General features: G+C 73.5%; 28 protein-coding genes. 14 read left to right on the plus strand and 14 right to left on the minus strand.

Features of this window, described 5'->3' with window-relative positions; translation table 11 throughout:
- Positions 1–138: 138 nt before the first annotated feature.
- Positions 139–549 (plus strand): SseB family protein, encoded by a 411-nt coding sequence (locus tag ACIQFU_RS27155; RefSeq protein WP_402554796.1) that lies wholly within the window; start codon positions 139–141, stop codon positions 547–549.
- Between the two features lie 38 nt (positions 550–587).
- Here ACIQFU_RS27155 and ACIQFU_RS27160 read toward each other — a convergent pair whose 3' ends face one another.
- Positions 588–998: a MarR family winged helix-turn-helix transcriptional regulator gene (locus ACIQFU_RS27160; RefSeq protein ID WP_402554797.1), complete on the minus strand. Its 411-nt coding sequence runs from the start codon at positions 996–998 to the stop codon at positions 588–590.
- A 129-nt stretch (positions 999–1,127) separates the two neighbouring features.
- On the opposite strand from ACIQFU_RS27160, the gene ACIQFU_RS27165 reads away from it, so the two are divergent.
- The 5 genes from ACIQFU_RS27165 to ACIQFU_RS27185 all read left to right on the plus strand — a co-directional run bounded on the left by ACIQFU_RS27165 (position 1,128) and on the right by ACIQFU_RS27185 (position 3,655).
- Positions 1,128–1,415, plus strand: a complete 288-nt coding sequence (locus ACIQFU_RS27165; protein ID WP_402554798.1) for an ArsR family transcriptional regulator — start codon at positions 1,128–1,130, stop codon at positions 1,413–1,415.
- A 187-nt stretch (positions 1,416–1,602) separates the two neighbouring features.
- Positions 1,603–2,067, plus strand: a complete 465-nt coding sequence (gene crcB / locus ACIQFU_RS27170) for a fluoride efflux transporter CrcB (protein WP_402554799.1) — start codon at positions 1,603–1,605, stop codon at positions 2,065–2,067.
- Positions 2,064–2,408 (plus strand): DUF190 domain-containing protein, encoded by a 345-nt coding sequence (locus ACIQFU_RS27175; protein WP_402554800.1) that lies wholly within the window; start codon positions 2,064–2,066, stop codon positions 2,406–2,408. The genes crcB (ACIQFU_RS27170) and ACIQFU_RS27175 overlap by 4 nt, the downstream gene beginning before the upstream one ends.
- Entirely contained in the window at positions 2,405–2,779 is a 375-nt protein-coding gene (crcB, locus tag ACIQFU_RS27180) for a fluoride efflux transporter CrcB (protein WP_402554801.1), read from the plus strand. Before ACIQFU_RS27175 ends, crcB (ACIQFU_RS27180) begins: the two co-directional genes overlap by 4 nt.
- 39 nt (positions 2,780–2,818) lie before the next feature.
- Positions 2,819–3,655, plus strand: coding sequence for an undecaprenyl-diphosphate phosphatase (locus ACIQFU_RS27185; protein ID WP_402554802.1), 837 nt, complete (start codon positions 2,819–2,821; stop codon positions 3,653–3,655).
- A 17-nt stretch (positions 3,656–3,672) separates the two neighbouring features.
- On the opposite strand, the gene ACIQFU_RS27190 is transcribed toward ACIQFU_RS27185, so the two are convergent.
- Positions 3,673–4,743 carry a fatty acid desaturase family protein gene (locus ACIQFU_RS27190; RefSeq protein ID WP_402554803.1) on the minus strand — a complete coding sequence of 357 codons (1,071 nt, stop codon included), beginning with the start codon at positions 4,741–4,743 and terminating at the stop codon, positions 3,673–3,675.
- A gap of 138 nt (positions 4,744–4,881) precedes the next feature.
- On the opposite strand from ACIQFU_RS27190, the gene ACIQFU_RS27195 reads away from it, so the two are divergent.
- Positions 4,882–5,814, plus strand: a complete 933-nt coding sequence (locus ACIQFU_RS27195) for a glutaminase (RefSeq protein WP_402554805.1) — start codon at positions 4,882–4,884, stop codon at positions 5,812–5,814.
- 10 nt (positions 5,815–5,824) lie between these two features.
- Here ACIQFU_RS27195 and ACIQFU_RS27200 read toward each other — a convergent pair whose 3' ends face one another.
- From ACIQFU_RS27200 to ACIQFU_RS27210, 3 genes are all read right to left on the minus strand, one after another.
- A complete protein-coding gene (locus tag ACIQFU_RS27200) occupies positions 5,825–6,997 on the minus strand; it encodes a D-alanyl-D-alanine carboxypeptidase family protein (protein WP_402554806.1) in 1,173 nt (390 codons plus the stop codon).
- 149 nt (positions 6,998–7,146) lie between these two features.
- Positions 7,147–8,286, minus strand: coding sequence for a transcription termination factor Rho (gene rho, locus ACIQFU_RS27205; RefSeq protein ID WP_402554808.1), 1,140 nt, complete (start codon positions 8,284–8,286; stop codon positions 7,147–7,149).
- Between the two features lie 400 nt (positions 8,287–8,686).
- Positions 8,687–9,127, minus strand: coding sequence for a nuclear transport factor 2 family protein (locus ACIQFU_RS27210; protein WP_402554809.1), 441 nt, complete (start codon positions 9,125–9,127; stop codon positions 8,687–8,689).
- 80 nt (positions 9,128–9,207) lie between these two features.
- Between ACIQFU_RS27210 and ACIQFU_RS27215 the strand changes: the two genes are divergently transcribed.
- Positions 9,208–9,795 carry a PadR family transcriptional regulator gene (locus ACIQFU_RS27215; RefSeq protein WP_402554811.1) on the plus strand — a complete coding sequence of 196 codons (588 nt, stop codon included), beginning with the start codon at positions 9,208–9,210 and terminating at the stop codon, positions 9,793–9,795.
- A gap of 4 nt (positions 9,796–9,799) precedes the next feature.
- On the plus strand, positions 9,800–10,525 hold the full coding sequence (locus tag ACIQFU_RS27220) for a class I SAM-dependent methyltransferase (RefSeq protein ID WP_402554812.1): 726 nt from the start codon (positions 9,800–9,802) through the stop codon (positions 10,523–10,525).
- 7 nt (positions 10,526–10,532) lie between these two features.
- On the opposite strand, the gene ACIQFU_RS27225 is transcribed toward ACIQFU_RS27220, so the two are convergent.
- The 6 genes from ACIQFU_RS27225 to ACIQFU_RS27250 form a co-directional block, all read right to left on the minus strand.
- Positions 10,533–11,279, minus strand: coding sequence for a winged helix-turn-helix domain-containing protein (locus tag ACIQFU_RS27225; RefSeq protein ID WP_402554814.1), 747 nt, complete (start codon positions 11,277–11,279; stop codon positions 10,533–10,535).
- 124 nt (positions 11,280–11,403) lie between these two features.
- On the minus strand, positions 11,404–12,372 hold the full coding sequence (locus ACIQFU_RS27230; RefSeq protein ID WP_402554815.1) for an acetylxylan esterase: 969 nt from the start codon (positions 12,370–12,372) through the stop codon (positions 11,404–11,406).
- Positions 12,373–12,501: 129 nt separating this feature from the next.
- Positions 12,502–13,086 (minus strand): hypothetical protein, encoded by a 585-nt coding sequence (locus tag ACIQFU_RS27235; RefSeq protein ID WP_402554816.1) that lies wholly within the window; start codon positions 13,084–13,086, stop codon positions 12,502–12,504.
- Between the two features lie 153 nt (positions 13,087–13,239).
- Entirely contained in the window at positions 13,240–14,016 is a 777-nt protein-coding gene (locus ACIQFU_RS27240) for a ferredoxin reductase (RefSeq protein ID WP_402554818.1), read from the minus strand.
- Positions 14,009–14,614: a sulfite oxidase-like oxidoreductase gene (locus ACIQFU_RS27245; protein WP_402554820.1), complete on the minus strand. Its 606-nt coding sequence runs from the start codon at positions 14,612–14,614 to the stop codon at positions 14,009–14,011. The genes ACIQFU_RS27240 and ACIQFU_RS27245 overlap by 8 nt, the downstream gene beginning before the upstream one ends.
- Before the next feature lie 84 nt (positions 14,615–14,698).
- Positions 14,699–15,220 carry a MarR family winged helix-turn-helix transcriptional regulator gene (locus tag ACIQFU_RS27250; protein WP_402554821.1) on the minus strand — a complete coding sequence of 174 codons (522 nt, stop codon included), beginning with the start codon at positions 15,218–15,220 and terminating at the stop codon, positions 14,699–14,701.
- Positions 15,221–15,480: 260 nt separating this feature from the next.
- Here ACIQFU_RS27250 and ACIQFU_RS27255 point away from each other — a divergent pair, with 260 nt between their 5' ends.
- Positions 15,481–16,344 (plus strand): putative protein N(5)-glutamine methyltransferase, encoded by an 864-nt coding sequence (locus ACIQFU_RS27255; protein WP_402554822.1) that lies wholly within the window; start codon positions 15,481–15,483, stop codon positions 16,342–16,344.
- Positions 16,345–16,363: 19 nt separating this feature from the next.
- Here the strand turns inward: ACIQFU_RS27255 and ACIQFU_RS27260 are convergent, their stop codons facing one another.
- The gene (locus ACIQFU_RS27260; RefSeq protein WP_402554824.1) at positions 16,364–18,445 is read right to left on the minus strand and encodes a SpoIIE family protein phosphatase; all 2,082 of its coding nucleotides are present in this window, start codon (positions 18,443–18,445) and stop codon (positions 16,364–16,366) included.
- A 249-nt stretch (positions 18,446–18,694) separates the two neighbouring features.
- On the opposite strand from ACIQFU_RS27260, the gene ACIQFU_RS27265 reads away from it, so the two are divergent.
- From ACIQFU_RS27265 to ACIQFU_RS27280, 4 genes are all read left to right on the plus strand, one after another.
- Entirely contained in the window at positions 18,695–19,573 is an 879-nt protein-coding gene (locus ACIQFU_RS27265; protein ID WP_402554826.1) for a hypothetical protein, read from the plus strand.
- A 77-nt stretch (positions 19,574–19,650) separates the two neighbouring features.
- Positions 19,651–20,022, plus strand: coding sequence for a hypothetical protein (locus ACIQFU_RS27270; RefSeq protein WP_402554827.1), 372 nt, complete (start codon positions 19,651–19,653; stop codon positions 20,020–20,022).
- A 143-nt stretch (positions 20,023–20,165) separates the two neighbouring features.
- Positions 20,166–22,181, plus strand: a complete 2,016-nt coding sequence (locus ACIQFU_RS27275; RefSeq protein ID WP_402554829.1) for an FAD-dependent oxidoreductase — start codon at positions 20,166–20,168, stop codon at positions 22,179–22,181.
- A 41-nt stretch (positions 22,182–22,222) separates the two neighbouring features.
- Positions 22,223–22,774, plus strand: a complete 552-nt coding sequence (locus ACIQFU_RS27280) for a PadR family transcriptional regulator (RefSeq protein ID WP_402554831.1) — start codon at positions 22,223–22,225, stop codon at positions 22,772–22,774.
- A 21-nt stretch (positions 22,775–22,795) separates the two neighbouring features.
- Here the strand turns inward: ACIQFU_RS27280 and ACIQFU_RS27285 are convergent, their stop codons facing one another.
- Both ACIQFU_RS27285 and ACIQFU_RS27290 read right to left on the minus strand, forming a co-directional pair.
- On the minus strand, positions 22,796–23,353 hold the full coding sequence (locus ACIQFU_RS27285) for a hypothetical protein (protein ID WP_402554833.1): 558 nt from the start codon (positions 23,351–23,353) through the stop codon (positions 22,796–22,798).
- Between the two features lie 174 nt (positions 23,354–23,527).
- Positions 23,528–24,502 (minus strand): fibronectin type III domain-containing protein, encoded by a 975-nt coding sequence (locus ACIQFU_RS27290; RefSeq protein WP_402554835.1) that lies wholly within the window; start codon positions 24,500–24,502, stop codon positions 23,528–23,530.
- Positions 24,503–24,772: the final 270 nt, after the last annotated feature.

Genomic DNA, 24,772 nt, shown 5'->3' on the forward strand with positions numbered 1-24,772 from the left:
GACACGGGGCCGGGCGCGGCGACGGGTGCGGGTGTCGAACATGATTGCGCCGCGGACCGCCGGGGTACGCGAGGCTGGACCGCGTCCGCGCCGATCGTCCGCGTGGGCCGTACCACCGCCGCTACCAGGGAATCTGCCATGGAGACACCCGCGAACGACCATCCCGTCACGCCCGCCCAGCGGGCCCTGGACGCGCTCGCCGAGACGACCGAGACCGCCGACAACACGGAGGCGCTCGACACGCTCGCGAGCAGCGACGTCCTCGTCCCGGTCCCCGACGACGCGAACGACCAGGAGTCCGCCGACCCCGGAATGCTGGCCCTGCCGGTGCTGGAGCAGCAGGGCGGCCGCCAGGTGGTACCCGTGTTCACCTCGGAGGTGGAGATGGCCGACCTGCTGCCGTACGTCTCCCGCTATCGCATGGTGCCGCTCGGCGCACTCGCCGCGCAGTGGCCGGCCGACGATCTGTCGCTGTCCATCGACGCCGGCTCCGAGCACCGCCTCACCCTCACCTCGGACGGCGTGCGCACCCTGCTGGCCCGCCCCTGAGGGCAGGAGCCCTCCCCGGCCCGGACCCCCGTCCTCCTTCAGGAGGGGCGGGGGCCCTCGTCGTCGCCGAGCGCGCGGGCCAGCGCGGCCCGCTGCAGCGGCAGTATCTCGGCGTGCAGCCGGCGGCCCTCGGGGGTGAGCTCGACGTACACGCCGCGCCGGTCCTCCGCGCACATCGAGCGCCGCACCAGTCCGTCCCGCTCCAGCCGGGCGATGAGCCGGGACAGCGCGCTCTGGCTGAGATGCACCCGGCCCACCAGGTTCTGCACCCGGCACCGGTCGCCGTGCCCGGGTCCCTCGGTCACGAGGAGGTCGAGCACCTCGAAGTCGCTGGCGCCCAGACCGTGCGGATGCAGCGCCCGCTCGATCTCGCACATCGCGCGCGCGTGCACCGCGAGGATGTCCCGCCACCGTTCCTCGAGCCGCGCACCGGCGGTTCTGGCTGCCATGAGCGAACGGTAGCACCGCGGACGATATTGGTTGAATGCGCAAATGGCCCGGTGGCCGGACAACGGGACGCCGGCTGCGGGAAGGTGGAGCAACGCGGGACGGGCGGGCCCGCGCGGAGGGAGGACGAGATGCCGAGGACCCCCGTGCACGGCACGCGTCTCGACATCCTGGAGTGGCTGAAGGACCCGGCCGCGCACTTCCCGCCGCAGCGCCGGGTGGACCCCGTCGAGCACGGCGTCCACGAGGGTCTCGTCGCCGCGAAGCTCGGTGTGCCCCGCCGCGTGGCCCGCACCCACCTCGCCCTCCTCGCAGGCCTCGGCCTGCTCCGGGCCAGGAGGATCCGCCGCCGCACGTACTACCGGCGCGACGAGGTGCGGATCGCCGAGGTGGCGCGGATGTTCGAGAAGGGCTGGTAGGCGCGGGCACCCCTCCCGGAGTGACCCGGACGCCGCCCCGGCGTTACGCTGGGCACCGGCCGCGACCCGCAGGGACGCGGCGCGGCGGTGGGGCCCGCCGTACCCGAACCGCGGCTCAGGCGCCGCCAACGGTCCCTACTTGCGCACGGGGGCACACCCCTGCCCGGCGAGTAGGAGACGTACGGAAATGACAGTCCCGAAGACCGGGGGCATCGGCCGGATCGGGCCCACCGCACCGAGGCGGCCGCGGTGGAGCGGCCAGGCACCGGTCGTCGCGGTCGTGGCCCTCGGCGGAGGCACCGGCGCCGCCGCCCGCTACGCGGCCTCCCTGTGGTGGCCGACGCGGACCGGCGGCTTCCCCTGGACGACCCTCGGGATCAACGTCCTCGGCTGTGCCGTGATCGGCGTGTTCATGGTCGTCATCACCGAGGTGTGGGCCGCCCACCGCCTGGTCCGGCCCTTCTTCGGCACCGGCGTGCTCGGCGGCTTCACCACCTTCTCCACCTACGCCGTCGACAGCCGCTCCCTGTTCGCCGACGGCCAGGTCCACACCGGCCTGGCCTACCTCGCCGCGACCCCGCTCGCGGCACTCACGGCGGTGTGGCTCGCCGCATGGGCGACCCGCCGGGTCCTGAAGTGGAGGCAGTCATGACAAGGCTGACCGGCGGCGCCCTGCGCCTGACCGTCTTCGTCGGTGAGAACGACACCTGGCACCACCGCCCCCTGTACTCGGAGATCGTCCACCGCGCCCACGCGGCGGGCCTCGCGGGCGCCAGCGTCTTCCGGGGTGTCGAGGGCTTCGGCGCCACCTCGCTCATCCACACCACCAGGCTGCTGTCCCTGAGCGAGGACCTGCCGGTGGCCGTCGTCATCGTCGACACCGAGGAGCGGGTACGGGACTTCCTGCCGCTGCTCGACGAACTCGTCACCGAGGGCCTGGTCACCCTCGACCCCTGCGAGGTCGTCAGGTACGAGGGCAGGAGGCCTTCGTGAACTGGCTGCTGGTCGTCGCGGGCGGCATGGCCGGCGCCCCGCTGCGCTACCTCACCGACCGCGCGGTGCAGTCCCGGCACGACTCCGTCTTCCCCTGGGGCACCTTCACGGTGAACGTGGTCGGCAGCATGGTCCTCGGCGTGCTCACCGGCGCCGCCCTGGCCGGGGCGGTCGGCTCCGACCTGCGGCTGCTGCTGGGGACCGGGCTGTGCGGCGCCCTCACGACGTACTCGACCTTCTCCTACGAGACCCTCCGGCTGGCGGAGACCGGTGCGCGCCTGCAGGCCGCCGTGAACGTGGCGGGGAGCGTGGCGGCCGGCCTCGCGGCGGCGTTCGCGGGGGTGACTCTGGCCGACGCGCTCTGGACCTGACGCCGGGCACACGGCCGGGTGTAGTAGGAACTGGATGCCATGAGCGCCATCAGCATCGGACAGGCCGTCGTCCTCGGAGCCGTCGAGGGGGTGACCGAGTTCCTGCCCGTCTCCTCCACCGGACACCTCAAGATCGTCGAGGGGCTGATGGGCATTCCGGTCGACGACGACGCCGTCATCGGCTTCTCCGCGGTCATCCAGGTCGGCGCGATCGCCGCCGTGCTCGTCTACTTCTCCAAGGACATCGCGCGGATCGTCTCCGCCTGGACACGCGGGCTGCGCGACCGGGAGGAGCGGTACCACCACGACTACAGGTTCGCCTGGTGGGTCGTCTTCGCCACCGTCCCCGTCGTGCTCGTCGGCCTGGCCGCCAAGCCCCTGATCAAGGGCCCCCTCGCCTCGCTGTGGGTGGTCGCGGGCTCGCTGATCGTCGGCAGCGGCGTGATGTGGTGGGCCGACCGCACCGGCCGGCACAAGCGGGGCGAGGACGACACGTCCTTCAAGGACGCGATGCTGGTCGGCGGCTCGCAGATCCTCGCCCTGCTCTTCCCAGGGTTCTCCCGCTCCGGTGCCACCATGTCCACCGCCCTGATGCTCGGCCTCGACCGGGTCGCCGCCACCCGGCTGTCCTTCTTCCTCGGCATCCCGGCCCTGACCGGGGCCGGGATCTACGAGCTGAAGGACGCCCTGGGCACGGGAACGGGCGCCGCGCCCCTGGCGGTCGGCACCCTCGTCTCCTTCGTGGTGGCCTACGCCTCCATCGCCTGGCTGCTGAAGTTCGTCGCCAAGCACACCTTCAACGCGTTCGTGATCTACCGGATCGCGGTAGGTCTCCTGCTGTTCGGGCTGCTCGGCACGGGGATGCTGCACAGCTGACCGCACGGCCCGACGGCTCAGCGGGCGGCGCGCAGGGGCTCCCCGACGCTCCTCATGTGCCGCAGGGCCTCGCGGTGCGACGCCAGCAGCCCCGTCTGGTGGTACGGCACGCCCAGCTCGGCGCAGTACGCCTCGGTGAGGGCCTGCGCCCGGCCGAGGGCGGGGGTCGGCATGCTGGGGAAGAGGTGGTGCTCGATCTGGTAGTTGAGGCCGCCCATGAAGGCGTCCACGAGCACGCCGCCCCGCACGTTGCGGGAGGTCAGGACCTGACGGCGCAGGAAGTCCAGCCGCGTGCCCTCCTCGATCATCGGCATGCCCTTGTGGTTGGGCGCGAAGACCGAGCCCAGATAGATCCCGAACAGACCCTGGTGCACGGCGAGGAAGACGAGCGCCCTGCCCGGGGAGAGCACCGTGAACAGGCCGCCGAAGTACAGGACGAAGTGCGCGACGAGCAGCGTGCCCTCCAGGACCGGCCGCTTCACGGCCCGGCTGCGGAGCGCCTTGAAGCTGTTGAAGCTCAGGTTGAGCCCTTCCAGCGTCAGCAGCGGGAAGAACAGGGCGGCCTGGTGCCTGCCGACGAAACGCGCAAGCCCCGTGGCCCGGCTCGCCTGCTTGTGCGACCACACCAGGATGTCGGGGGAGACGTCCGGGTCCTTCTCCTCGTGGTTGGGGTTGGCGTGGTGGCGGGTGTGCTTGTTCATCCACCAGCCGTAGCTCATGCCGAGCAGCAGGTTGGCCGTCAGCAGGCCGCCCGCCTCGCTGGGACGCCGGCGCGAGAAGACCTGCCGGTGGGCGAGGTCGTGGGCCGCCAGCCCGAGCTGGCCGAAGACGACGGCGAGCGCGACCGCGACGAACAACTGGCCCCAGCTGTCCCCCAGGGCGACGAACGCGGCGACACCGCCGGCCAGCGCGAGGGCGACCGCGCCGAAACGGACGGTGTAGTACAGCGGGCGGCGCCGGAGCAGCCCCGCGTCGGCTATGCGCCGGGAGAGTTCGGAGAAGTCGCTCCCCTTCTCGCGTTCCTCTCCGCGTCCCTTTTCCGGCGCGGGCGTGGGCAGGCTCTCGACGAGCACCGTTGATTCGACCATGTAGTCGAGTATGTGAACGGCCTCCGCGTCGCAGAATGGCGTACGCCCCCGAAGTGGGGGTGAGGCCAGCACCACCCCGGTGCGGGGGCCCGTCCACCCACCGCCGGCCTCCCGCCCCCCGACCGACCCGGGAGGACAATGGCGATCATGAGCACACCGACGACCTTCCGGCCGGTCCTGGAGCGCATCGCCGAGGAGATCGAGCGGACCCCGGGCAGCGGCCGGCCCGCCGACTACATCCCCGCGCTCGCCGCCCGCGACCCGCGCCGCTTCGGCATGGCCGTCGCCGAACCGGACGGCACGGTCTACGGAGTGGGCGACTGGCGGGAGCCGTTCTCCACGCAGTCCATCACCAAGGTCTTCACCCTCGCCCTGGATCTGGCCAGGGAGGGCGACGCCCTGTGGGAGCACGTGGGCCGCGAGCCGTCCGGCAACCCGTTCAACTCCCTGGTGCAGCTGGAGTACGAGAACGGCATCCCGCGCAACCCGTTCATCAACGCGGGCGCCCTCGTCGTCACCGACCGGCTGCACACCCGTACCGGCGACGCGGCGGGCGAACTGCTCGCCTTCCTGCGCGCGGAGAGCGGCAACCCGGCCCTGGCCCACGACGAGGAGGTCGCCGCCTCCGAGGCAGCGCACGGCGACCGGAACGCCGCCCTCGCCCACTTCATGGCCTCGTACGGCAACATCGACAACCCCGTGCCGGTGCTCCTCGACCAGTACTTCCGCCAGTGCTCCGTCGCCGCATCCTGCGCAGATCTCGCCCTCGCGACGGGCTTCCTGGCCCGGCACGGCATCCGCGCCGACGGCACGCGTCTGCTCAGCCGCAGCCGGGCCAAGCAGATCAACGCGGTGATGCTGACCTGCGGCACCTACGACGCGGCCGGCGACTTCGCCCACCGGGTGGGACTGCCGGGCAAGAGCGGCGTGGGCGGCGGCATCATCGCGGTGGTGCCGGGCCACTGCACGCTGTGCGTGTGGAGCCCCGGCCTGGACGAGCGGGGCAACTCGGTGGCCGGGGTGGCGGCCCTCGACCGCTTCACGACCCTGACCGGGCTGTCGGTGTTCTGAGCCGGACTCGTCAACTGCCGTCGTCCCGTACGAGCTTGAGCCGCAGCGCGAGTGCCGCGACGCCCGCGCCGAGCACCGCGACCCCCAGGATCGCGCCGGTCTCCGGCCAGCCCGGCCCGTCCTCGGCCGGCTTCGCCGCCGTCACCGCCGCGGGCGCCGCCTGAGGTCCCTGACCGGGCCGGACGCCCCCGGGTACCAGCGACCCCACCGGGTCGACCTCCCCGTCCGCCTCGAAGCCCCAGTCGAGCAGGGCACGGGCCTCCTCGTACACGGCGTGGCCGCCGCCCTCCTGGGGGTTCATCACCGTGACGACCAGGGTGCGTCCGTCCCGGCGCGCGGCGGCGACGAGCGTGTTGCCCGCGTTGCTGGTGTAGCCGTTCTTGACGCCGATCAGCCCGGGGTAGGGCTCCACACCGTCGGCCCCGGTGAGCAGCCGGTTGGTGTTCATGATCCCGAACGTGCTCCCGTCGCGGCCGGGAAACATCGCGTCGACCTTGGCGCAGTACCGCGCGAAGTCGGGACGCCGCAGCCCCGCCCGGCCGAAGACGGCCAGGTCGTACGCCGAGGAGACCTGGCCGGGCGCGTCGTACCCGTCGGGCGAGCGGACGTGCGTGTCGCGGGCTCCGAGCGCCTGCGCCTCGGCCTGCATCCGGGCCGCCGTGGCACTCCAGCCGCCGGTGAGCGCGGCGAGGACGTGCACGGCGTCGTTCCCGGAGTTGAGGAAGACGCCGTTCCACAGATCGGAGACGCGGTACGTCTGGCCCTCGACGACGCCCACCAGGCTGCTGCCCGGACCGATGCCGGACAGGTCCTGCGGGCTGACCTCGTGGTGGAGGCCGCCCGGCAGGGCCGGCAGCACCGTGAGGGCGAACAGCGTCTTGAGGGTGCTGGCCGGCGGCAGCTTGCGGTGCGCGTCGTTCGCCGCCAGCACGTCGCCGGTGCCGGCGTCCGCCACGACCCAGGACAGGGCGGAGACATCGGGAACCCGGGGCGCTCCGGGGTGCGGCCGCACCTGGGTACCGGAGCGGTACAGCGGCGACTGCCGTGCCGCCGCGCCGCCGGGCGGGCCGGGATCCGGCTGCGCCGCACGGGCGGCCGCGGCGGCGGGCACGAGGGTCAGCAGCCCTGCCACGCAGAGCAAGCAGGTGGATCGAGCCGCCCGGAATGAGAATCCGATAGTCATACCGCAAACGTAGGAACGGCCCACCGAACCGCCACGCTGACCGCGCCGGGTCGCGCCCGCAAGCACCCGGATGCCGTAGCGACGGCCGGCGGGCGGTGCGGCGCGGCCGGTGTCCGGGGTGGTCGGTGGAGGGGGCGGCGGCGCGGCCGTCAGTCCGCGGGCAGCGTCGGCTGCACCTGGCGCAGGAACGTCGCGTTGTCGGGCGTGCGGCGCAGCCGCTCCAGCAGGGTCTCCAGGCCGAACTGCCCGTCCCGCGTCCCCAGGGCACGTCGCAGCCCGCGCACGGTGGTCGTCTCGGCGGCGGTCAGCAGGAGCTCCTCGCGCCGGGTGCCCGAGCCGGTCAGGTCCACGGCCGGGAAGATCCGGCGGGAGGCGAGGTCCCGGCTCAGCCGCAGTTCCATGTTGCCGGTGCTCTTGAGCTCCTCGAAGTAGAAGTCGTCGGCGCGCGAGCCGGTCTCGACCAGGGCGGTGGCGAGGATGGTGAGGGAGCCGCCCTCCTCCGCCTTGCGGGCCGCGCCGAAGAACCGCTTGGGCCCGAGCAGCGCTCCGGCGTCCACACCGCCGCTGAGCGTGCGGCCACTGGACGAGGCGGCGTTGTTGTGCGCCCTGCACAGCCGGGTGAGGGAGTCCAGGAGGACGACCACGTCCTCCCCGGCCTCGACGAGCCGCTTGGCCCGCTCGACGACCAGTTCGGCGAGGGCGATGTGCTGCTTGGCGCTCTGGTCGAAGGTCGAGGCGTACACCTCGCCCCGCACCGACCGCCGCATGTCGGTGACCTCCTCGGGGCGTTCGTCGAGCAGCACCACCATCAGCCGGGCCTCGGGGTGGTTGCCGGCCACGGCGGCGGCGATCTGCTGCAGGAGAACGGTCTTGCCGGTCTTCGGCGGAGCGACGATCAGGCCGCGCTGGCCCTTGCCGACGGGGGTCATCAGATCGGCGACGCGTCCGGTGAGGCCGCCCGCCGGGTGTTCGAGCCGCAGCCGCTCGTGCGGGTGCAGCGGGGTCAGGTCGGCGAAGTGCCGTCGGCCGCCGTGCCGGTCGGGCGTGCGGCCGTTGACGCGCACGACGTCGGTCAGGGCGCGCCGGTCGCCGCGCACGCCCTCGACGAGGTCGCCCTTGCGCAGCCCGTACCGGCGGATCAGTGCGGGGGAGAGGGCGGGGTCGGCGGGCTCGGGCCGCAGGCTCTCACCGCGCAGGCGCCCCTTGCCGCCCGCTTCGAGGTCGAGGACGCCGCTCGCGATCTCGGCCGGGGACTGCTGGACAGGGGGGTGTTCGAGTGTGGTGGTCATGGTGGTCGGTCCTTTCGAGGACACGGGCATGGGACATGCGGAAGGAAGGGGGAGCCGCGAGGGGTCGAAACGACACGCCTCCAGGCGGCGGGAACAGCACCTCGGATCCAGCAGGCGAAACGAGCCCTGTTCACGAGGTTGTGCTGAGAAGCGGACGCGCCGGTCGCACCGGGACGGGCGGATCTGCGAACCGAAGGGAAACTGGCACCGGCGCCCCAGATCGAGAGGGGCGTACACAAATGCTGACCGCACCGTACCACGGGATCCGGTGCGGTGGTGGTGGGGCGGGACGATCGATATCCGCCCCACCATGCTCACCAGGGGGAACGCGGCCGGGGCGGCTTTTGTTCCGGCTTCCTTCAGTCTTCCTTCCGGCTTCCTTGCCGGTGCCGTGCCGGGGTCAGCCTGCCGAGCGCATCCGGTCTGCCGCCCCCGCCGCCTGAGCCTCCTGCGTCTCCTGTACCTCCTGCGCGATCCGCTCGAACTGCGCGGCCATGGCCGCCTGGAGCGCCTGAGCACCCGACAGCGGGCGCACCATCACCGTGAGTTCGGCGATCCGGCCGGACGCGTCGAGGCTCAGGAAGTCGCAGCCGCTGATCTCGCGGTCGCCCACCCGCGCCGTGAAGAGCAGGGCGTGGTCGCGGCCGTCCGCCTCGCCGATGACGCGTTCGTAGCGGAAATCCTGGAAGACGCGCTCGACCGCGCGCAGGATCGACGCCGTGATCGCCCTGCCCCGGTACGGCTTGAAGACGACGGGGCTGGAGAAGACCACGTCGTCGGCCAGCAGTGCTTCGACGGCGTCCAGGTCGTGCGCCTCGACCGCCTCGCGGAATGCCCGCATCGCCACTCCCTCATACTGAAATATTTGAATAGGTGTGGAGTAGAGTAGTCGTCGCGGGCCCAGCTTGCTAGCGTGTCGACATGTCTCTCAAGTACGCCGTCCTGGCCGCCCTGCTGGAGGGCGAGGCCTCGGGCTACGAGCTGTCCAAGGTGTTCGACGTGTCGCTCGCCAACTTCTGGCCCGCCACGCCGCAGCAGCTCTACCGGGAGCTGGAGCGCCTCGCGGGCGACGGACTCATCGAGGCCCGGACCGTGCCGCAGGAACGCAGGCCCACCAAGCGGCTGTTCTCGCTCACCGAGGCCGGCCGGGAGCAGCTGGGCGTTTTCGCCGCCGAGCCGACCCGCAGGCCCACCGCCATCCGCGACGAGTTCCTGATCAAGATGCAGGCCATGGACGGCGTCGACCCGCAGGCCGTCCGTGCGCTGGTCGAGGAGCGCAGGGCCTGGGCGCTGGGCAAGCTCGCCCGCTACGAGCGGGTGCGCGAACGCCTCCTGGACGGCCGCACCGAGGAGGAGCACCTGCGGGACGCCGACCGCGTCGGACCCTACCTCACCCTGGCAGCCGGGATCACCTTCGAGCGGGAGAACGCCCGCTGGTGCGAGCACGTGCTCACCGTGCTCGACGAGCGCCGCGCTCCCGCCGGGCCCGCCGGGCAGCACCTAGGCTGACCGGATGTTCAGCCCCGAAGGCCCCACCCTGCGCGAACTCGCCGTCCAGGCGCTGTCGTCGGTCGAGCGCGGCTACGACCTGCTCGCCCCGAAGTTCGACCACACCCCGTACCGGACACCGGAGCGGGTGCTCGACGCCGCGGCCCGCGCGATCGAGCCGATGGGGCCCTTCGCCGCCGGACTCGACCTGTGCTGCGGCACCGGCGCGGGCGTGGACGTCCTGACCCGGGTGTGCCGGGAGCGCGTGACCGGGGTCGACTTCAGCGCGGGCATGCTGGAGGTCGCGCGCGGCCGTGCCCTGCCGCCGGGCCCGGCGGTCTCCTGGGTGCGCGCGGACGCCCGCGCCCTGCCGTTCGGCCCCGCCTTCGACCTCGTGGTGAGCTTCGGGGCGTTCGGGCACTTCCTGCCCCGCGAACTGCCGGGCCTGTTCGGCCAGGTGCGCTCCGTGCTCCGGCCGGACGGCTGCTTCGCCTTCCCCGTCGCCGCCCCGCCCCGGCCCGGTTCCCCGGGGTACTGGACGCTGCTGGGCTTCGACGCGGCGATGCGGGTGCGCAACGCGCTGTGGCGGCCGCCGTTCGTCATGTACTACCGGACGTTCCGGCTCGGGGGCGTGGGACGGGAGCTGTCCCGCGCCGGTTTCCGGGCGGACCTGCACGCCCTGCCGGAGTTCGGACGCCGCCCCGACGGCAGCCCGCGGGTCCGGCTGGTCGTGGCCCGGCGGCTCGCGTAGGGCCGGGTCAGCCGGCCGCCGGGAGCGTGAACTCGTAGACCAGCGCGTCCTGCCGGGTGTCCACCAGGAGGTCAGTGATCTCCAGCGGTCGTGCGTACTGGTCGTGCACCCGCCGCACCACCCGGACCGACGCGGTGTCGGGCTGGAGGGTGATGGTGTCCCGGTGATGCAAGGTGAGGCCTGCCCTGCGCATCCAGTCGTAGGCCCGCCGCAGCTGCGCGCAGGCGACACCGTCGGCGCGGTCGCGGTAGCGGGCCAGCTCCTCCACCTCGGCGAGCGCCACGGCGGAAAACGATGTCACGGCCGTCCGCCTGCCGTTTCCTCCCGCCGCCGCCGACGTGTAGCGGTGCACCAGCGTCGCCCGGCCCGGCACCAGTCCCAGCGCCGCGGCGTGTTCCGGCGGCGGCGGGGCCCAGACGACGGTGGCCCGGTCGCCGGTGCGGGGCTCCGCCGCCCGGGCGCCCACCGGGAAGACGAGGGGCGCCGGACTTCCGGCCGGCGGACCCGGCAGGGCGACGTGACTGCCCCGCCGGTCGGTGCTGAGCAGACCGTCCCGGCGCAGCACGTCCAGCGCCTGCCGCACGGTCTCCCGGCTGACCCCGAAGTGCTCCGCCAGCCGGCGTTCGCCGGGCAGCCGTTCCCCCGGTGGGACGGTCCCGTCCCGCAGCTCGGCGAGCAACTGGTCCGCCACCCGCCGGTACAGGGGCGGCCGGGCATCGCCGGGGGACTGGTCGTGAGGGGTGGTGCGGGCCATGCCGCGCCTCCTGTTGATGACGTACGGTAGCCGCGCGGGCTCGGTGTGCCACCAGAAGTACCATTGGTCTAAACCAGCTGGGAAGGCCGGTCCGCCGGTTCGGCCGAAACACCACCCACGGACCTCAGGCGTAGCGGCTCAGCCAGCGGAGCTTGGCGGCCTCCTGGAACGGCCCGCCGCCCTCGTGGTCGTTGAATTCGTACACCTCGATCCTCTTGTCCTCGTGCGGCCAGGCGTTGAACGCGGCGAAAACAGTCGACGGCGGGCAGGTCTGGTCCTCCAGGGCGGCCGAGAACAGGGCCGGCGTCCGGCCCCGCGCCGCGAAGTGCACGCCGTCGAAGTACGACAGCGTGCGCAGCGCGTCCCCGGTCCGGCCGCGGTGGGTCTTCAGGTACAGGCCGACCTCGCGGTAGGGGTGCCGGTCGGTGAGCGTGGTCGCGCGCGGGAAGTCGCACAGGAACGGCACGTCCGGCGCGACCGCGGCCAGGTCCGGCACCAGACCGCCCACCGCGATGGCGATGCCGCCGCCCTGGCTCGCACCCAGCGCGACCGTGCGGGCCGGGTCGGTCAGCGGGTGGGAGCGGGCCGCCTCGACCGCGCGCACGGCGTCGGTGAAGACCCGGCGGTAGTAGTAGTTCTCCGGGGCGTCCAGGCCCCGGGTCATGAATCCCGGGTACGCGGGCGTGCCGCCGACGGGGTCCGGCGTCCCGCCACCGCCGCCCCACGCGCTGCCCTGGCCGCGGGTGTCCATCACGAAGTGGGCCCGTCCGGTGGACGCCCACAGCAGGTGCTCGTGCGGCAGCCCCCGCCCGCCTCCGTACCCGACGAACTCCACGACCAGCGGCAGCGGCTCTGCCGCCGGGGCCGGCAGGGTCAGCCAGCCCTTCACCGGGTGACCGCCGAACCCGGCGAACGTCACGTCGTAGACCCGGACGGTGGACAGTCCCGTGTCGACCGGTTCGAAGCGGGCGTCCAGCTCGTACTCGCGGGCCTCCTGGAGCGTCTTGGTCCAGAACGCGTCGAAGTCCTCGGGTTCGGCCGAGGCGCTGCGGTACGCGTGGAGTTCGTCGAGCGGAAGGTCGAACAGGGCCATCGAGTACCGCCTTCGCGGGGAATGTGTCAGATCGTACGAGTGATCACACCGTACGTGAGCGGCCAACGGAACCGCCAGGTCCGGACGTTGCCGGGGACCGTGCGGACCGAGCGCCGCGGGCCGGGGCCGTCAGGCCCGTCGGTGGGTCCACTGCGGCTCGGTGAGCGCCCAGTCGCGGTCCCACTCCGCCATGCGGCGCCGCAGGCACACCGCGCGCACGGCACGGTGTGCGAGAAGCACCGTGAGACCCGTCCCGATGGCGGTGAACGAGCCGATGGTGGCGCTGTGCTGCCAGATCTCGGCGCCGTCCGACGGCGGCGGCACGCTCTCGCCGCGGGAGTCCAGCCAGATGCCGACCGTCTCACCGCGGCGGGTGTCGGCCGGCACCCGCGCCGTCGTGCTCTTCTCCGTGCCGTCCGAGGCCTTCCAGTGGACCGTCGCGCGGTACGAGTGCTGCCCGCCGAGCTGTCCCGTCGACAGGGAGCCGGGGGTGCGGTCGGCCACCGTGGCTCGGACCTGGTGCCGCTCGGCCCGCTGCTCGGCCACGATCGCCTGTGCCTGCCCGTAGCCCCACCAGGCGGTGGCGGCCCCGAGCAGCGGCGCGCCCACGCACAGCAGCAGGGCGACGACCACGGTGGTCCACGCCTCGACGACGTCCGACCGGCGCCGCAGCGGATTGCGCCGCCAGCGCCAGCCGCGTACCCGGGTTCGCATGTCGACCTCCCCGCGATCACCGCGACCGGAGGAACGGACGGACGGCCGTGGGGTGCGGGGAGGCCGCCGCGCCTTCGTGTCGCGCCACGTGTGCGAGTGCCCGCACTGGACAGGTACCCAGTCCGGCGGGCCTCGCTCACGATCCCGGCGGGATCAGCCGAAGCGTTCGATCCGGATCCGGTCCACCGGCTGCCCGGCCGCCACCAGCAGCCGCGACGCGTGCTCGGCGAAGGAGTTGGATCCGCACACGTACGCCTCCCAGCCACCGGCGGGCGGCTCGGCCAGGAGCGGCGCCAGATGTCCGGAGCCCAGCCTGCCCACGGGCGTCCCGGGCGGCGCGGTGCGGGTGAACACGGGCGTCGTCTCCGCGCCGTACTCACCGGCGTAGATCAGCTCCTCGGGGCCGCGCGCCGAGACCAGGAGGCGCAGCGGCACCGTCAGGCCGCGCGCCCGGTGGTGCCGCACCATCGACATCAGCGGGACGACCCCGGAGCCGGCGCCCAGGAGCAGGGCGGGCCGGTCGCCCGGCCAGGCGAAGAAGCCGCTGAGCGGGCCGCGGACCTCGATCTCGTCACCGGGCCGCGCCACCGTGTGGAACCAGCCCGACACCTCCCCGTCGGGCACCCGGTCGAGGGTCAGCTCGACGTGCCCGGAATCGTCCGGCGCGGACGCCAGGGAGTAGTGGCGCTGCGCCCGGTAACCGTCCTCGGCGGTGAGCCGCAGCATCAGGTGCTGCCCCGGCAGGTGGCCCGCCCAGCCGGGCACGGCCAGGCGGAAGGTCGACGCGCGGGGCGTCTCGCGGCGGATCTCCGTGAGCGTGGCCGTCCGCCACGTCCCGGTCACCTCGCCGTTCACCTCGATGCGCCCCGGCACGGCGAACCGCGTCGGGGGCGCGAGAGCCCCTGTCGTGTGCGTGGCCGTCTCAGTCACCGGAGTACCGCTGCTCCTCCCAGGGGTTGCCGCGCGAGTGGTAGCCGTTCTGCTCCCAGAAGCCCGGCTCGTCGTGGTCGAGGAGGGTGAGGCCCGCGACCCACTTCACGCTCTTCCAGAAGTACAGGTGCGGGACCACCAGCCGGGCCGGCCCGCCGTGCTCCGGGGCGAGCGGCCGCCCGTCGTACTCCCACACGATCCAGGCCCGTGCGCCGGTGAGGTCCGCGAGCGGCAGGTTCGCCGTGTAGCCGGTGTGGGAGTGCGCGACGGCGTGGGTGGCGGACGGCAGCGGACCCGCGGCGTCCAGGAAGGCGTCCAGCGACACGCCCCCGAAGCACACCCCGAACTTCGACCAGCCGGTGACGCAGTGGATGTCGCCCGCGTACCGCGACGCCGGCAGCCGGCGCGCGGCGGCCAGGTCCCACGTGTGGGACTCGGCCACCAGGCCGCCCACCCGGAAGGTCCAGTCGGCGGGTGCGAGGTCGGGCGTGACCTCGGCGGACAGCACGGGCCAGTCGTCGCCCGCGTCGTACTGACCGGGCGGCAGCCCCGGCCGGGCGGCGCGTGTGCGCCCGGTGAAGCCTCGGGTGGTGTTCATGCGGTGGTGCCTTTCGGGCCGCCGGGTGGGCCGGCTGCCTCCGGACGGTGTGAACGGTGCGGACCCGTCGTCGGTGCTTACCCGTCAACCGTACGTGTCCCGGGGCGCCGGTCGGTCCCGCTCCTCGTCCGGGGTCCCGTCCGGCCACGCGTTGTACCGCTCCAGGTACGCGGCGAAGCGGAACAGGTCCTGCTCGGGCCAGTCGGCGAGCCGCTCCCGGAAGGCGGTGCGCCGGCGCTCGGTGACCTCGCCCAGGACGTGCCGCCCCGATTCCGTCAGGTGCAGTACCTGCACGCGGTGGTCGTCCGGGTCGACGCGCCGCTCGACGAGCCCGGCGCGCTCCAGCGCGGACACCTGGCGGCTGACGGTGGACTTGTCCAGCGCGTAGTGGGTGGCCAGGTCGGTGGCCCGGCGGCCGTCCCGCTCCTCCAGATGCCCGAGCAGCGTGTACGACACCAGCGACAGCTGCGGGTGCATGCGCCCCGCCGAGGCGCGGGCCCGGCGCGCGAAGGCCGTCATCTCGCGCTGGATGGTCTCCACGGCCGCGTCCACGGAACCGCCGTCGAGGGCGACGGTGGTCTCGTCCGGTGTCTCGGCAGCCGCCACGGGTCCTCCTCGCATCGCTGGTTGCACACTACAACTCGGCCGGGAGGCCGCGTGGACCACCTGCTTCCGGGCAGCCGCCGGCGGCCGATCGTTGGGGTAATGTGATCGGCGGCCGCGGACCGCCCCGGCCGCCGGACGACTGGGAGGTGAGACCGATTACCGCTGTGTCGGCCCGGGTGCTCTCACCTCACGGCAGTGCGGTCACCGGAAACGAGTGACCGGGAGAGCGCCCTTCGGTTCCCGAAAGGCTCTCGGCTTCCATGCCTGCTTCCTCCCCCGCCCCGTCTTCGCCTTCGTCCCCGTCCTCGCCTTCTCCTGCTCCCTCCTGCTCTCTCCCGCTCTTCTCCGGGGCCTTCCCGTCGCGTGACGCCGTCGTGGCCGCGCTGCGCGGCGCCGGCTGCGTCTTCGCCGAGGACGAGGCCGCCCTCATCCTGGACGCGTCCCGCACCGCCGCCGACCTGACCGCGCTGGTCGAGCGCCGCGTCACCGGCCTGCCCCTCGAACTCGTGCTGGGCTGGGCCGAGTTCCGCGGCCTGCGCGTCGCCGTCGCCCCCGGTGTCTTCGTGCCCCGCCGCCGCACCGAGTTCCTGGTGTCCCAGGCCCTGGCCCAGGTGCCACGCGCGGAGGTCGTCGTCGACCTGTGCTGCGGGTCGGGCGCCGTCGGCGCGGCCCTGGCCGCCGCCCTCGGCCGGCCCGAGGTGCACGCCGCGGACGTCGACCCGGCCGCCGTGCGCTGCGCCCGCGGCAACCTCGCCGACGCGGGCGGCCGGGTATACGCCGGTGACCTCTTCGACGCGCTGCCCGACACGCTGCGCGGCCGGGTGGACATCCTCGCGGCCAACGTGCCGTACGTCCCCACCGGCGAGGTGGCCCTGCTGCCCGCCGAGGCCCGCGACCACGAACCGCTGGTCGCCCTCGACGGCGGCAGCGACGGCCTCGACGTGCTGCGCAGGGTCGCGGCCGCGGCGCCGGGCTGGCTCGCGCCCGGCGGCTGCCTGCTGGTCGAGACGAGCGAACGCCAGGCGGCCGACGCCGTCGGCGCCTTCGCCCGGGCCGGCCTGACCACGCGCCTCGCGGTCTGCGAGGACCTGTACGCCCATGTGGTGATCGGCGTCCGGGACTGACCGCCTGCGCCCCGCACCACTACGGCACCGGCGGCGTGACCCGGGCGATCAGCAGGGCCACGTCGTCGGAGTTCTCCGGCTCGTGCAGAGTGCGCAGCAGCAGGTCGCAGACCTCCTCCAGCGGGCGGTCCGGGCCCTCCAGCAGGGCGAGGAGCGCGTCCAGCCGCTCGTCCAGCGGATGCCGGCGCGTCTCGACCAGGCCGTCGGTGTAGAACACCAGCCGGTCGCCCGGCTCCAGGTCGACGGTGGTGGTGGAGAAGGCGACACCGCCCACCCCGAGCGGCACCCCGGTGGGCAGGTCGAGCAGCTCGGGCGGCCGGCCCGCCCGCAGGCGGACCGGGGGGAGGTGCCCCGCGTTGGCGATCCGGCACCGCCGCCGGTGCGGGTCGTGCACGGCGTACACACAGGTGGCGATGGCCTGGTCCAGCCCCGCCGTGGTCCGCTCCAGGTGTTCGAGCAGCAGCGCGGGATCCATTTCGAGGGCGGCCAGCGTGTTGGTCGCGGTGCGCAGCCGCCCCATGGAGGCCGCCGCCGTGATGCCGCTGCCCATCACGTCGCCCACCACGAGCGCGGTCCTGCCGCCCGCCAGCTCGATCACGTCGAACCAGTCGCCGCCGACCTCACTGGTGCCCCCGGCCGGCTGGTACCGGGAGGCGACCTCGAGGCCGCCCGTCACCGGCGGATGGCTCGGCAGCAGGCTGCGCTGGAGGGTGAGCGCGGTGTCGCGGGCGTTCTGGTACCAGCGCGCGTTGTCGATCTGCAGCGCCGCCCGCGCGGCCAGCTCCCGGGCAAGGAGCAGGTCGTCCTCGCCGAACGGCAGGGGGTTGGCGATCCGTTTCAGGTCCAGGGCGCCCAGCACCTCCCCCCGCGCGATCAGCGGCACGGCCAGATACGAGTGCACGCCCGCCCGGCCCAGCAGCCCGGCCGCCTCCGGGGAGCGGGCGATGCGCCCCAGGTCCTCGCGCGTCACCCGGGCCACCATCACCGGACGGCCGGTGCGCACGCACTCGGTGACCAGGCGGTCCGGCCCGTACCGGGCGACCTCACCGGGCCGGTCGGCCGCCCGCAGCGCGTCCCGGGCGTCGTCGGCCCGCACGGCCAGCGCCCTGATCACCGCTGGTTCGGCCGGACCCAGCGTGCTGCGCCGGCCCTCCACCACGGCGTCCAGCAGATCCACGGCCGCGATGTCGGCGAGACCGGGCACGGCCACGTCGGCCAGCTCGTGGGCGGTGCGGTCCAGCCGCAGCGTGGTGCCGATCCGGGCGGAGGCGTCCGCCACGGCGGCCAGCCGCCGGCGTGCGCCCTCGGCCTCGGCCGCCGTCCGGTACTGCTCGGTGACGTCGACGATCGAGACCGCCACACCCAGTACGGCGCCCAGGGAGTCCTCCAGCCGGTACAGCGACACCGACCAGGCGTGCTCCTCGTCCGGGTCGGCAGGGGTCCGCCCGGTCGCCGGCCGGTCGACGACCGGGCGCCCGGTCTCCAGCACCTCGCGTGCCGCCTCCTCCAGCGGGCCGGTGTCCACCAGCGGCAGCAGTTCGCGGATCCTCCGGCCGAGGTGCTCCTCGGCGGGGATGCCGTTGAGCTGCTCCAGGGCCGGGTTGACCGACACGTACCGCAGCTCGGTGTCCAGGACGGCCAGACCGATCGGGGACTGCATGATGACCCGCGTGGACAGGGCCACGTCCCGTTCCAGCCGGCGCACCATCGACTGGTCGGCCGCGAGCCCGAGGGCGTAGACGTCACCGCGGTCGTCCAGCAGCCGCATGTTGCGGAACTCGACCAGACGGGTGCTGCCGTCCCTGTGCCGGACGGGGAAGGCGCCGGCCCAGCTCCGGCCGGTCTTCATGACGTCCCCGAACAGCCTCACGACCAGGTCGAGATGGCGTTCGTGGACCATGATGCGCGCGGCGTACCGTCCCAGGGCCTCCGGCGCCGAGTATCCGAACAGCTCCTCGGCCTGCGGGCTCCACAGGACGATCCGGCCCTCGGCGTCCAGCACGATCGAGGCGACGTTCAGCAGGTCGAGCAGTCCGCTGGGCCGCACGGGTCCGCGCGGCGACGGCTCGCCCTCGATCCCGGCAGACCCCGCTGCACTCATCCCACGCCCCGCCTTCGCCGTCCGACGCGGCACACTTCGCCGCTCCCTCGTTCTACCGCGTTCCACCGCGCACAGGGCCGGTTCTCCGTGGCTCCGCCGTCTCCTTCCAGCATCTCCCCGCGGCACGGCGGGCGCCGCACGAAGGCGTCCGGAGTTGGTCTGTACATGACCGCGCGGGCGGTCCAGACTGTGCGCCGAGTGCCCCGAGCCCGCCCGTGCCGCCCCGGCCGCCCCCACCGAGGAGCCCCCATGCCCCTGCGCCCCCGGCAACGTTGTCACACAGCCCTGACCGGCCTCGCCGTCCTCGCCCTCTCCCTGGCTCTCGCCGGTCCGGCGACCGCGGCCGCCCCCGCCGCCGACACCTGGACCGAGGTGGGCTCCGACCGCGCCGACCCGCTGACCGAGAGCCAGGGCCTGGCCTCGGTCGAGGTCCCGGCGGGCAGCCCCAACCGCTACACCGGGATCGGCACCGTCCCGCTCGGCGTCGGCGCCCGGGGCTGGAACCACGTCGGCGACCCCGACGCCTCCTACGACGGTCACTACATCGAGCCGTACCAGCGCGACGACGGGAACACGAAGATGTTCCGCGTGCAGGCGCCGGACGGCAGCTGGTCGGAGTACGTGCACACGCTGAGCGCCGGGGAGGCGCTGAACAACTCGTGGTCCGCGGTCTCGCCCGACGGCCAGTGGATGCTGGCGGGCGAGTGGGGCACGATGAACCGGCTGCTGGTCTTCCCCACTCCCGGCGTCAACCCCGCGACCTCGCCCTCGGCGAACCTTCCGCAGGCCGCGACCGTCCACCTGGACCACGCCGTGCGCGAAGTCCAGGGCTGCGACTTCCTGGACCCCACCACGCTGCTCTGCTCCTCCGACGACCCGGAGGGCGCCCTGTTCGGCATCACCAAGCCGCTGCTGAGGATCGACCTGTCGGCGGCGCCGGACGGCACCGACGTCACCGGACACGTCACCGCCCTGCGGCAGCTGCCCCTGCGCAGCGCCTGCTCCGGCTCCTTCGAGGCGGAGGGCGTCGACTACGACCGGCGCACCGGCACCCTGCGCGTCATCGTCGTGTCACCCGGCTTCTGCGTGCTGACCGACAGCAAGACGTACCGGTTCACGCGGGGCTGACCCGGCCCCTTCGCGCCGGGCGGCGGGTGGTGCTTTTCTGGTGGTATCGGCTGTGTCCACGAGAGGGAGCGATCACGATGGACGGTGAGCGACTGCATCCGGAGTCCGTCTCGGTGGAGCTGAGCGGATGCAGCAAGGAGGACGCCCGGGTCGTCTTCGACACCCTGTGCGCGTGCTTCCCCTCCGACCGGCACGCGGGCGACGTGACCCGGGAGTACGACGAGGTGCGTCCGACCGTCTGGCTCGGCACCTTCGACGTGGCCGACGCCCAGGGCGGCGAGTGCGACCCAGCCCGGCTGGGGGCGTCCGTGGAGGCCGACGTGCAGGGCGGCTACTGGGCGATCGACAGGTTCCGCACCACCCTGGACTCCCTGTTCACCGTGCACGATCTGAGCACGGCCTCCGGGGACCAGGAACGGGAGCTGCACGTACGGCTCGAAAGCCACTGAGTTCGAAAGCCGCCGAGTTCGACGGCCGCCGGGCCGGGCCGTCCGTGTGCGGTGAGGTGTGCGCCACCCCGTTATGCAACTAGTTGCAAAATAGGGTGGCGGTCCTCTACAACAGAGGCACCACACCGCGCACGGAGGGCCCGATGAGCCGTTACCCGCATCTGCTGAGCCCGCTCGACCTGGGCTTCACCACGCTGCCCAACCGGGTCGTGATGGGCTCCATGCACGTCGGCCTGGAAGAGGCCGAGCGCGGCTTCGAGCGCATGGCCGCCTTCTACGCCGCCCGGGCCCGCGGCGGAGTGGGGCTGATCGTCACCGGCGGCATGGCCCCCAACGACGAGGGCCGCCCGTACGAGGGCGGCGCCAAGCTCACCACCGAGGCGGAGGCCGAGCAGCACCGTGCCGTCACCGGCGCCGTGCACCGCGAGGGCGGCCGCATCGCCCTCCAGATCCTGCACTTCGGCCGTTACGCCTACCACGCGGACCTGGTCGCCCCGAGCGCGCTCCAGGCCCCGATCAGCCCGCACGTGCCGCGCGAGCTGACCGACGCCGAGGTCGAGCGCACCATCGACGACTACGTCCGCACCGCCCGGCTGGCCCGTACGGCCGGCTACGACGGCGTCGAGATCATGGGCTCCGAGGGCTACCTCGTCAACGAGTTCATCGCCGCGCGGACCAACCACCGCACCGACCGCTGGGGCGGCTCGTACGAGAACCGCACCCGCTTCCCCGTCGAGATCGTCCGCCGGGTGCGCGAGGCCGTCGGCGAGGACTTCATCGTCGTCTACCGTCTGTCCATGCTCGACCTGGTGCCCGGCGGCTCCTCCCTCGACGAGGTGATCACCCTGGCCAAGGCCGTCGAGGCCGCCGGGGCGACCATCATCAACACCGGCATCGGCTGGCACGAGGCCCGGATCCCCACCATCGCCACCTCCGTCCCCCGCGGTGCCTACACCTGGGTGACCAAGCGGCTGATGGGCGAGGTGTCCGTCCCCCTCGTCACCACCAACCGCATCAACACCCCCGACGTCGCCGAGCGGCTGCTCGCCGAGGGCACCGCCGACATGGTCTCGATGGCCCGCCCGATGCTCGCCGACCCCGACTTCGTCGCCAAGGCCGCGGCCGGCCGCCCCGAGGCCATCAACACCTGCATCGGCTGCAACCAGGCGTGCCTGGACCACACCTTCAGCGGCAAGATCACCTCCTGCCTGGTCAATCCGCGTGCCTGCCACGAGACCGAGCTGGTCCTGACCCCCACCCGGCTGCGCAAGCGCGTCGCCGTCGTCGGCGCCGGACCGGCCGGACTGGCCTGCGCGGTGAGCGCCGCCGAACGCGGCCACGAGGTCACCCTGTTCGACGCCGCGAGCGAGATCGGCGGTCAGCTGAACGTCGCCCGCAAGGTTCCCGGCAAGCAGGAGTTCGACGAGACGCTGCGCTACTTCCGTACGCAGCTCGCGGTCCACGGCGTCGACGTGCGCCTGAACACCCGCGTCGGCGTCGACGACCTCACCGGTCACGACGAGGTCGTCGTCGCCACCGGCGTCACGCCGCGCACCCCCGACATCCCCGGCGTCGACCACCCGTCCGTCGTCGGCTACCTCGACGTCCTGCGCGACGGCGCCCCCGTCGGCGAGCGCGTCGCGATCCTCGGCGCGGGCGGCATCGGGTTCGACGTCGCCGAGTACCTCACCGACGGCGGCGACAAGGCGCACGAGGACCCCGAGACGTACTTCCGCCTCTGGGGCGTCGACATGGACTACCGCGCCCCCGGCGGCCTCGCCGCGCCCGAGCGTCCCGCCCCGCCGCGCACCGTCCACCTGCTCCAGCGCAAGACGACCAAGGTCGGCGCCGGACTCGGCAAGACCACCGGCTGGATCCACCGCGCCGAGCTCAGGCACCGCGGCGTCACCATGGTCCCGGGCGCGCGCTACGACCGGATCGACGACGCCGGAGTGCACATCACCGTCGGCGACGAGTCCACCGTGCTGGAAGTCGACACGGTCGTCCTGTGCACGGGCCAGGAACCGAGCCGGAGCCTGTACGACGACCTGGTCGCCGCGGGCATCGGCGCGCACCTCATCGGCGGCGCCGACGTGGCCGCCGAGCTGGACGCCAAGCGTGCCGTCAAGCAGGGCACCGAGCTGGCGGCGGCGCTGTGAGGGAGGGCGGGCGAAGGGCGGGCCGTCCCTAGGATGAGCCCATGTCACTCCCGCACGCGATCCTCACCGCCCTGGTCGAAAAGCCGTCTTCGGGGCTGGAGCTGACCCGCAGGTTCGACCGGTCGATCGGCTACTTCTGGTCGGCCACGCACCAGCAGATCTATCGCGAGCTGGGAAAACTGGAGGCGGAGGGCCTGATCCGCGCCCTGCCCGGCCAGCAGCCGGCGCGCGGGCAGAAGAAGTCCTACGAGGTCCTGCCCGCGGGCCGCGCCGAACTGGCCCGCTGGACCGCGGCCCCGCACGATCCCAAGCCGATGCGGGACACCATGCTGCTGCGGCTGCGCGCCGCCGCCGTGGTCGGCACCGACGGTGTCGGGCCGGACCTGCGCCGGCATCTGGAGCTGCACGAGCGGCAGTTGGCCGAGTACGAGAAGATCGAGGCGCGGGACTTCCCGCCCGGTCGGGACAGCACCGAGGACCGGCTGCGGCACCTGGTGCTGCGGGCCGGCATCGACCTGGAGACGTTCTGGACCCAGTGGCTCAGACGCGCGCTGGCGGAGTTCGCCGAGCTGCCCGGCGACGAACCGGCCTGACCGCCTTTCGTGGGTACCCGTTCAGAACCGGTACGGCTTCGAGCGGCGGCGCAGGAACCACGCCGCGGCGATGACCCCGGCGCCGACCAGCGCGCCACCCGCCACCAGGGTGGCCGTGCCGTAGTCCTGGACGGCCCCGCCGAGACCGCCCATGACACCGCCGGGCGACGCGGACGGGGAGGGAGTGGCGGAACGGCTGGGCGAGGGCGAGGGGGAGGGCGCCGAGGAGACGATGACCGTCTGGGTGCCGGCGGTGCTGTTGTTCGAGCACATGACGATCACCGTGTACGTGCCCGGCGTGATCCCCGACCAGGCCGCGGACTGGCCCGAACCACTGCCGGACAGCGCCACCTGACGCCCCTGGGCGAAGTCCCGCTGGCTGCTGGTGAGCAGCGAGGCGGTGCCCCAACTGCCGTTGAGCTGGGCGCAGGCCGTGGTCGTGACCGACACGGTGGTCCCGGTGGTGCTCACGGAAATCCCCGGGCCGGCCTGTGCCGGTCCGGCGGCCAGGACGACGGGCAGCGCGGCGACGGCTGCCACGGTCGCACCGGAGCGGAGAAGTGGCGATGAGATGCGCATGTGGACTGCCCTCCGGCGGCACGGTCGGCGGTACATCCCTTGCGCCGCCGGGATCGGGAACGCCCGTGCCCCCTCTGGCAGCCAACAGGGCACCGGCCGCGCCCGCATGCGGAGCGCGACCGCCCAGGTGACGCGTCCACCGGGCCGGGCCGGCGCTGCACGGAGCGGGGGCCGTCACTCCCCGCCCGTGGTCACCTTCCGTTCCTCCGAGAACCCGCCCCAGGTCCCGTCGGCCAGCCGCGCCCGTACCTTCACCCGGTGCGTGACCCCGGCCTCGCGACCGGTGTAGAAGCTGTACTCGGCGCGGTCGCGCGGCGCGTCGGCCCCGTAGACCAGCGAGGTCGCCGCACGGCCGTCCAGGTGGATCTGGTACTCGGTCACCGGGTCGTCGGCCGGCGGCGGGGTCCAGGACAGGTCGAGGTAGTACGCCCCGTCGGCCAGGTGGGAGGCGGCACGCAGTCCGGTGGGCGCGGTGGCGTGCCCGTCGTCGAAGCCCGGGGTGGTGAGGCGGACGGCGGCGCCGGCGGGGGAGAGGTTGTCGGCGGCGTCCCGCGCCCGGACGGTGAACGAGTAGCGGGTGCCCGGTCGCAGCCCCGTGACCACGGTCGCCGTCTGGTCGCCACCGACGCTGTGCACCTTCGCGTCGCCCTGGTAGACGTCGTACGACACGACGTCGCGGTCGTCCTTGGCGGCCGACCAGGTGAGCTGGACCGCCCGGCTGCCCGCCGTCCTGCCGTGCACGTTCCCCGGGCGCGTGGGCGCGGAGTCGTCGCCCGCCGCGGCGGGGGTGGTCGCCCGCACCTCGCGGCTGCGCGGTCCGAGCCGCCCGTCGGCGTCCCGGGCCCGCACGGTGAAGGCGTACGCCGTCGAGGGGCGCAGCCGGGTCACGTCCACCATCCGTTCGGACGCCGGTACCTCCTTGACCAGCGTGCCGCCGCGGTACACCTCGTAGGTCTCGACGCCGCCGACCGCGTGCCACATCACATGCACGGTCGTCGCGCTGCCGGCCGCCGCGGTCACGCCCGTGGGCACCGCGGGCAGCCCACCGTCGTCGCCGTCCTCGCCCGCGCCCCAGCCGCAGGACGTGAGCAGCACGAGGGCCCCGCAGAGCAGGGCACAGCGGCGCACGGGAACGGGAACGTCACGCATGGCTCTGCCTCCCATCCCGGGCTGCAATGGTCCGGACCAATATGGCGCCTGTGACGCGCTCGCATCAAGAGGGCCGTGGGTCACGGTCACTCGGACGGGTTACGTATGCTGAGTCACCTCACGGCCGAACTCTCCGGATTTCCGGGGATGTTCGGGCCGAAGGCGCGTGGACCGCTGTCGTCGCTGACCCCGCGCCGGCGTGGGCGGCCGGACGGGCCGGAGCCGGAACAGGCACGGCCCGCCCGCCCCCGGTCGCCCCCTCTGCGACGC

The organism is Streptomyces sp. NPDC093065 (assembly GCF_044754585.1).
GTDB lineage: Bacteria > Actinomycetota > Actinomycetes > Streptomycetales > Streptomycetaceae > Streptomyces.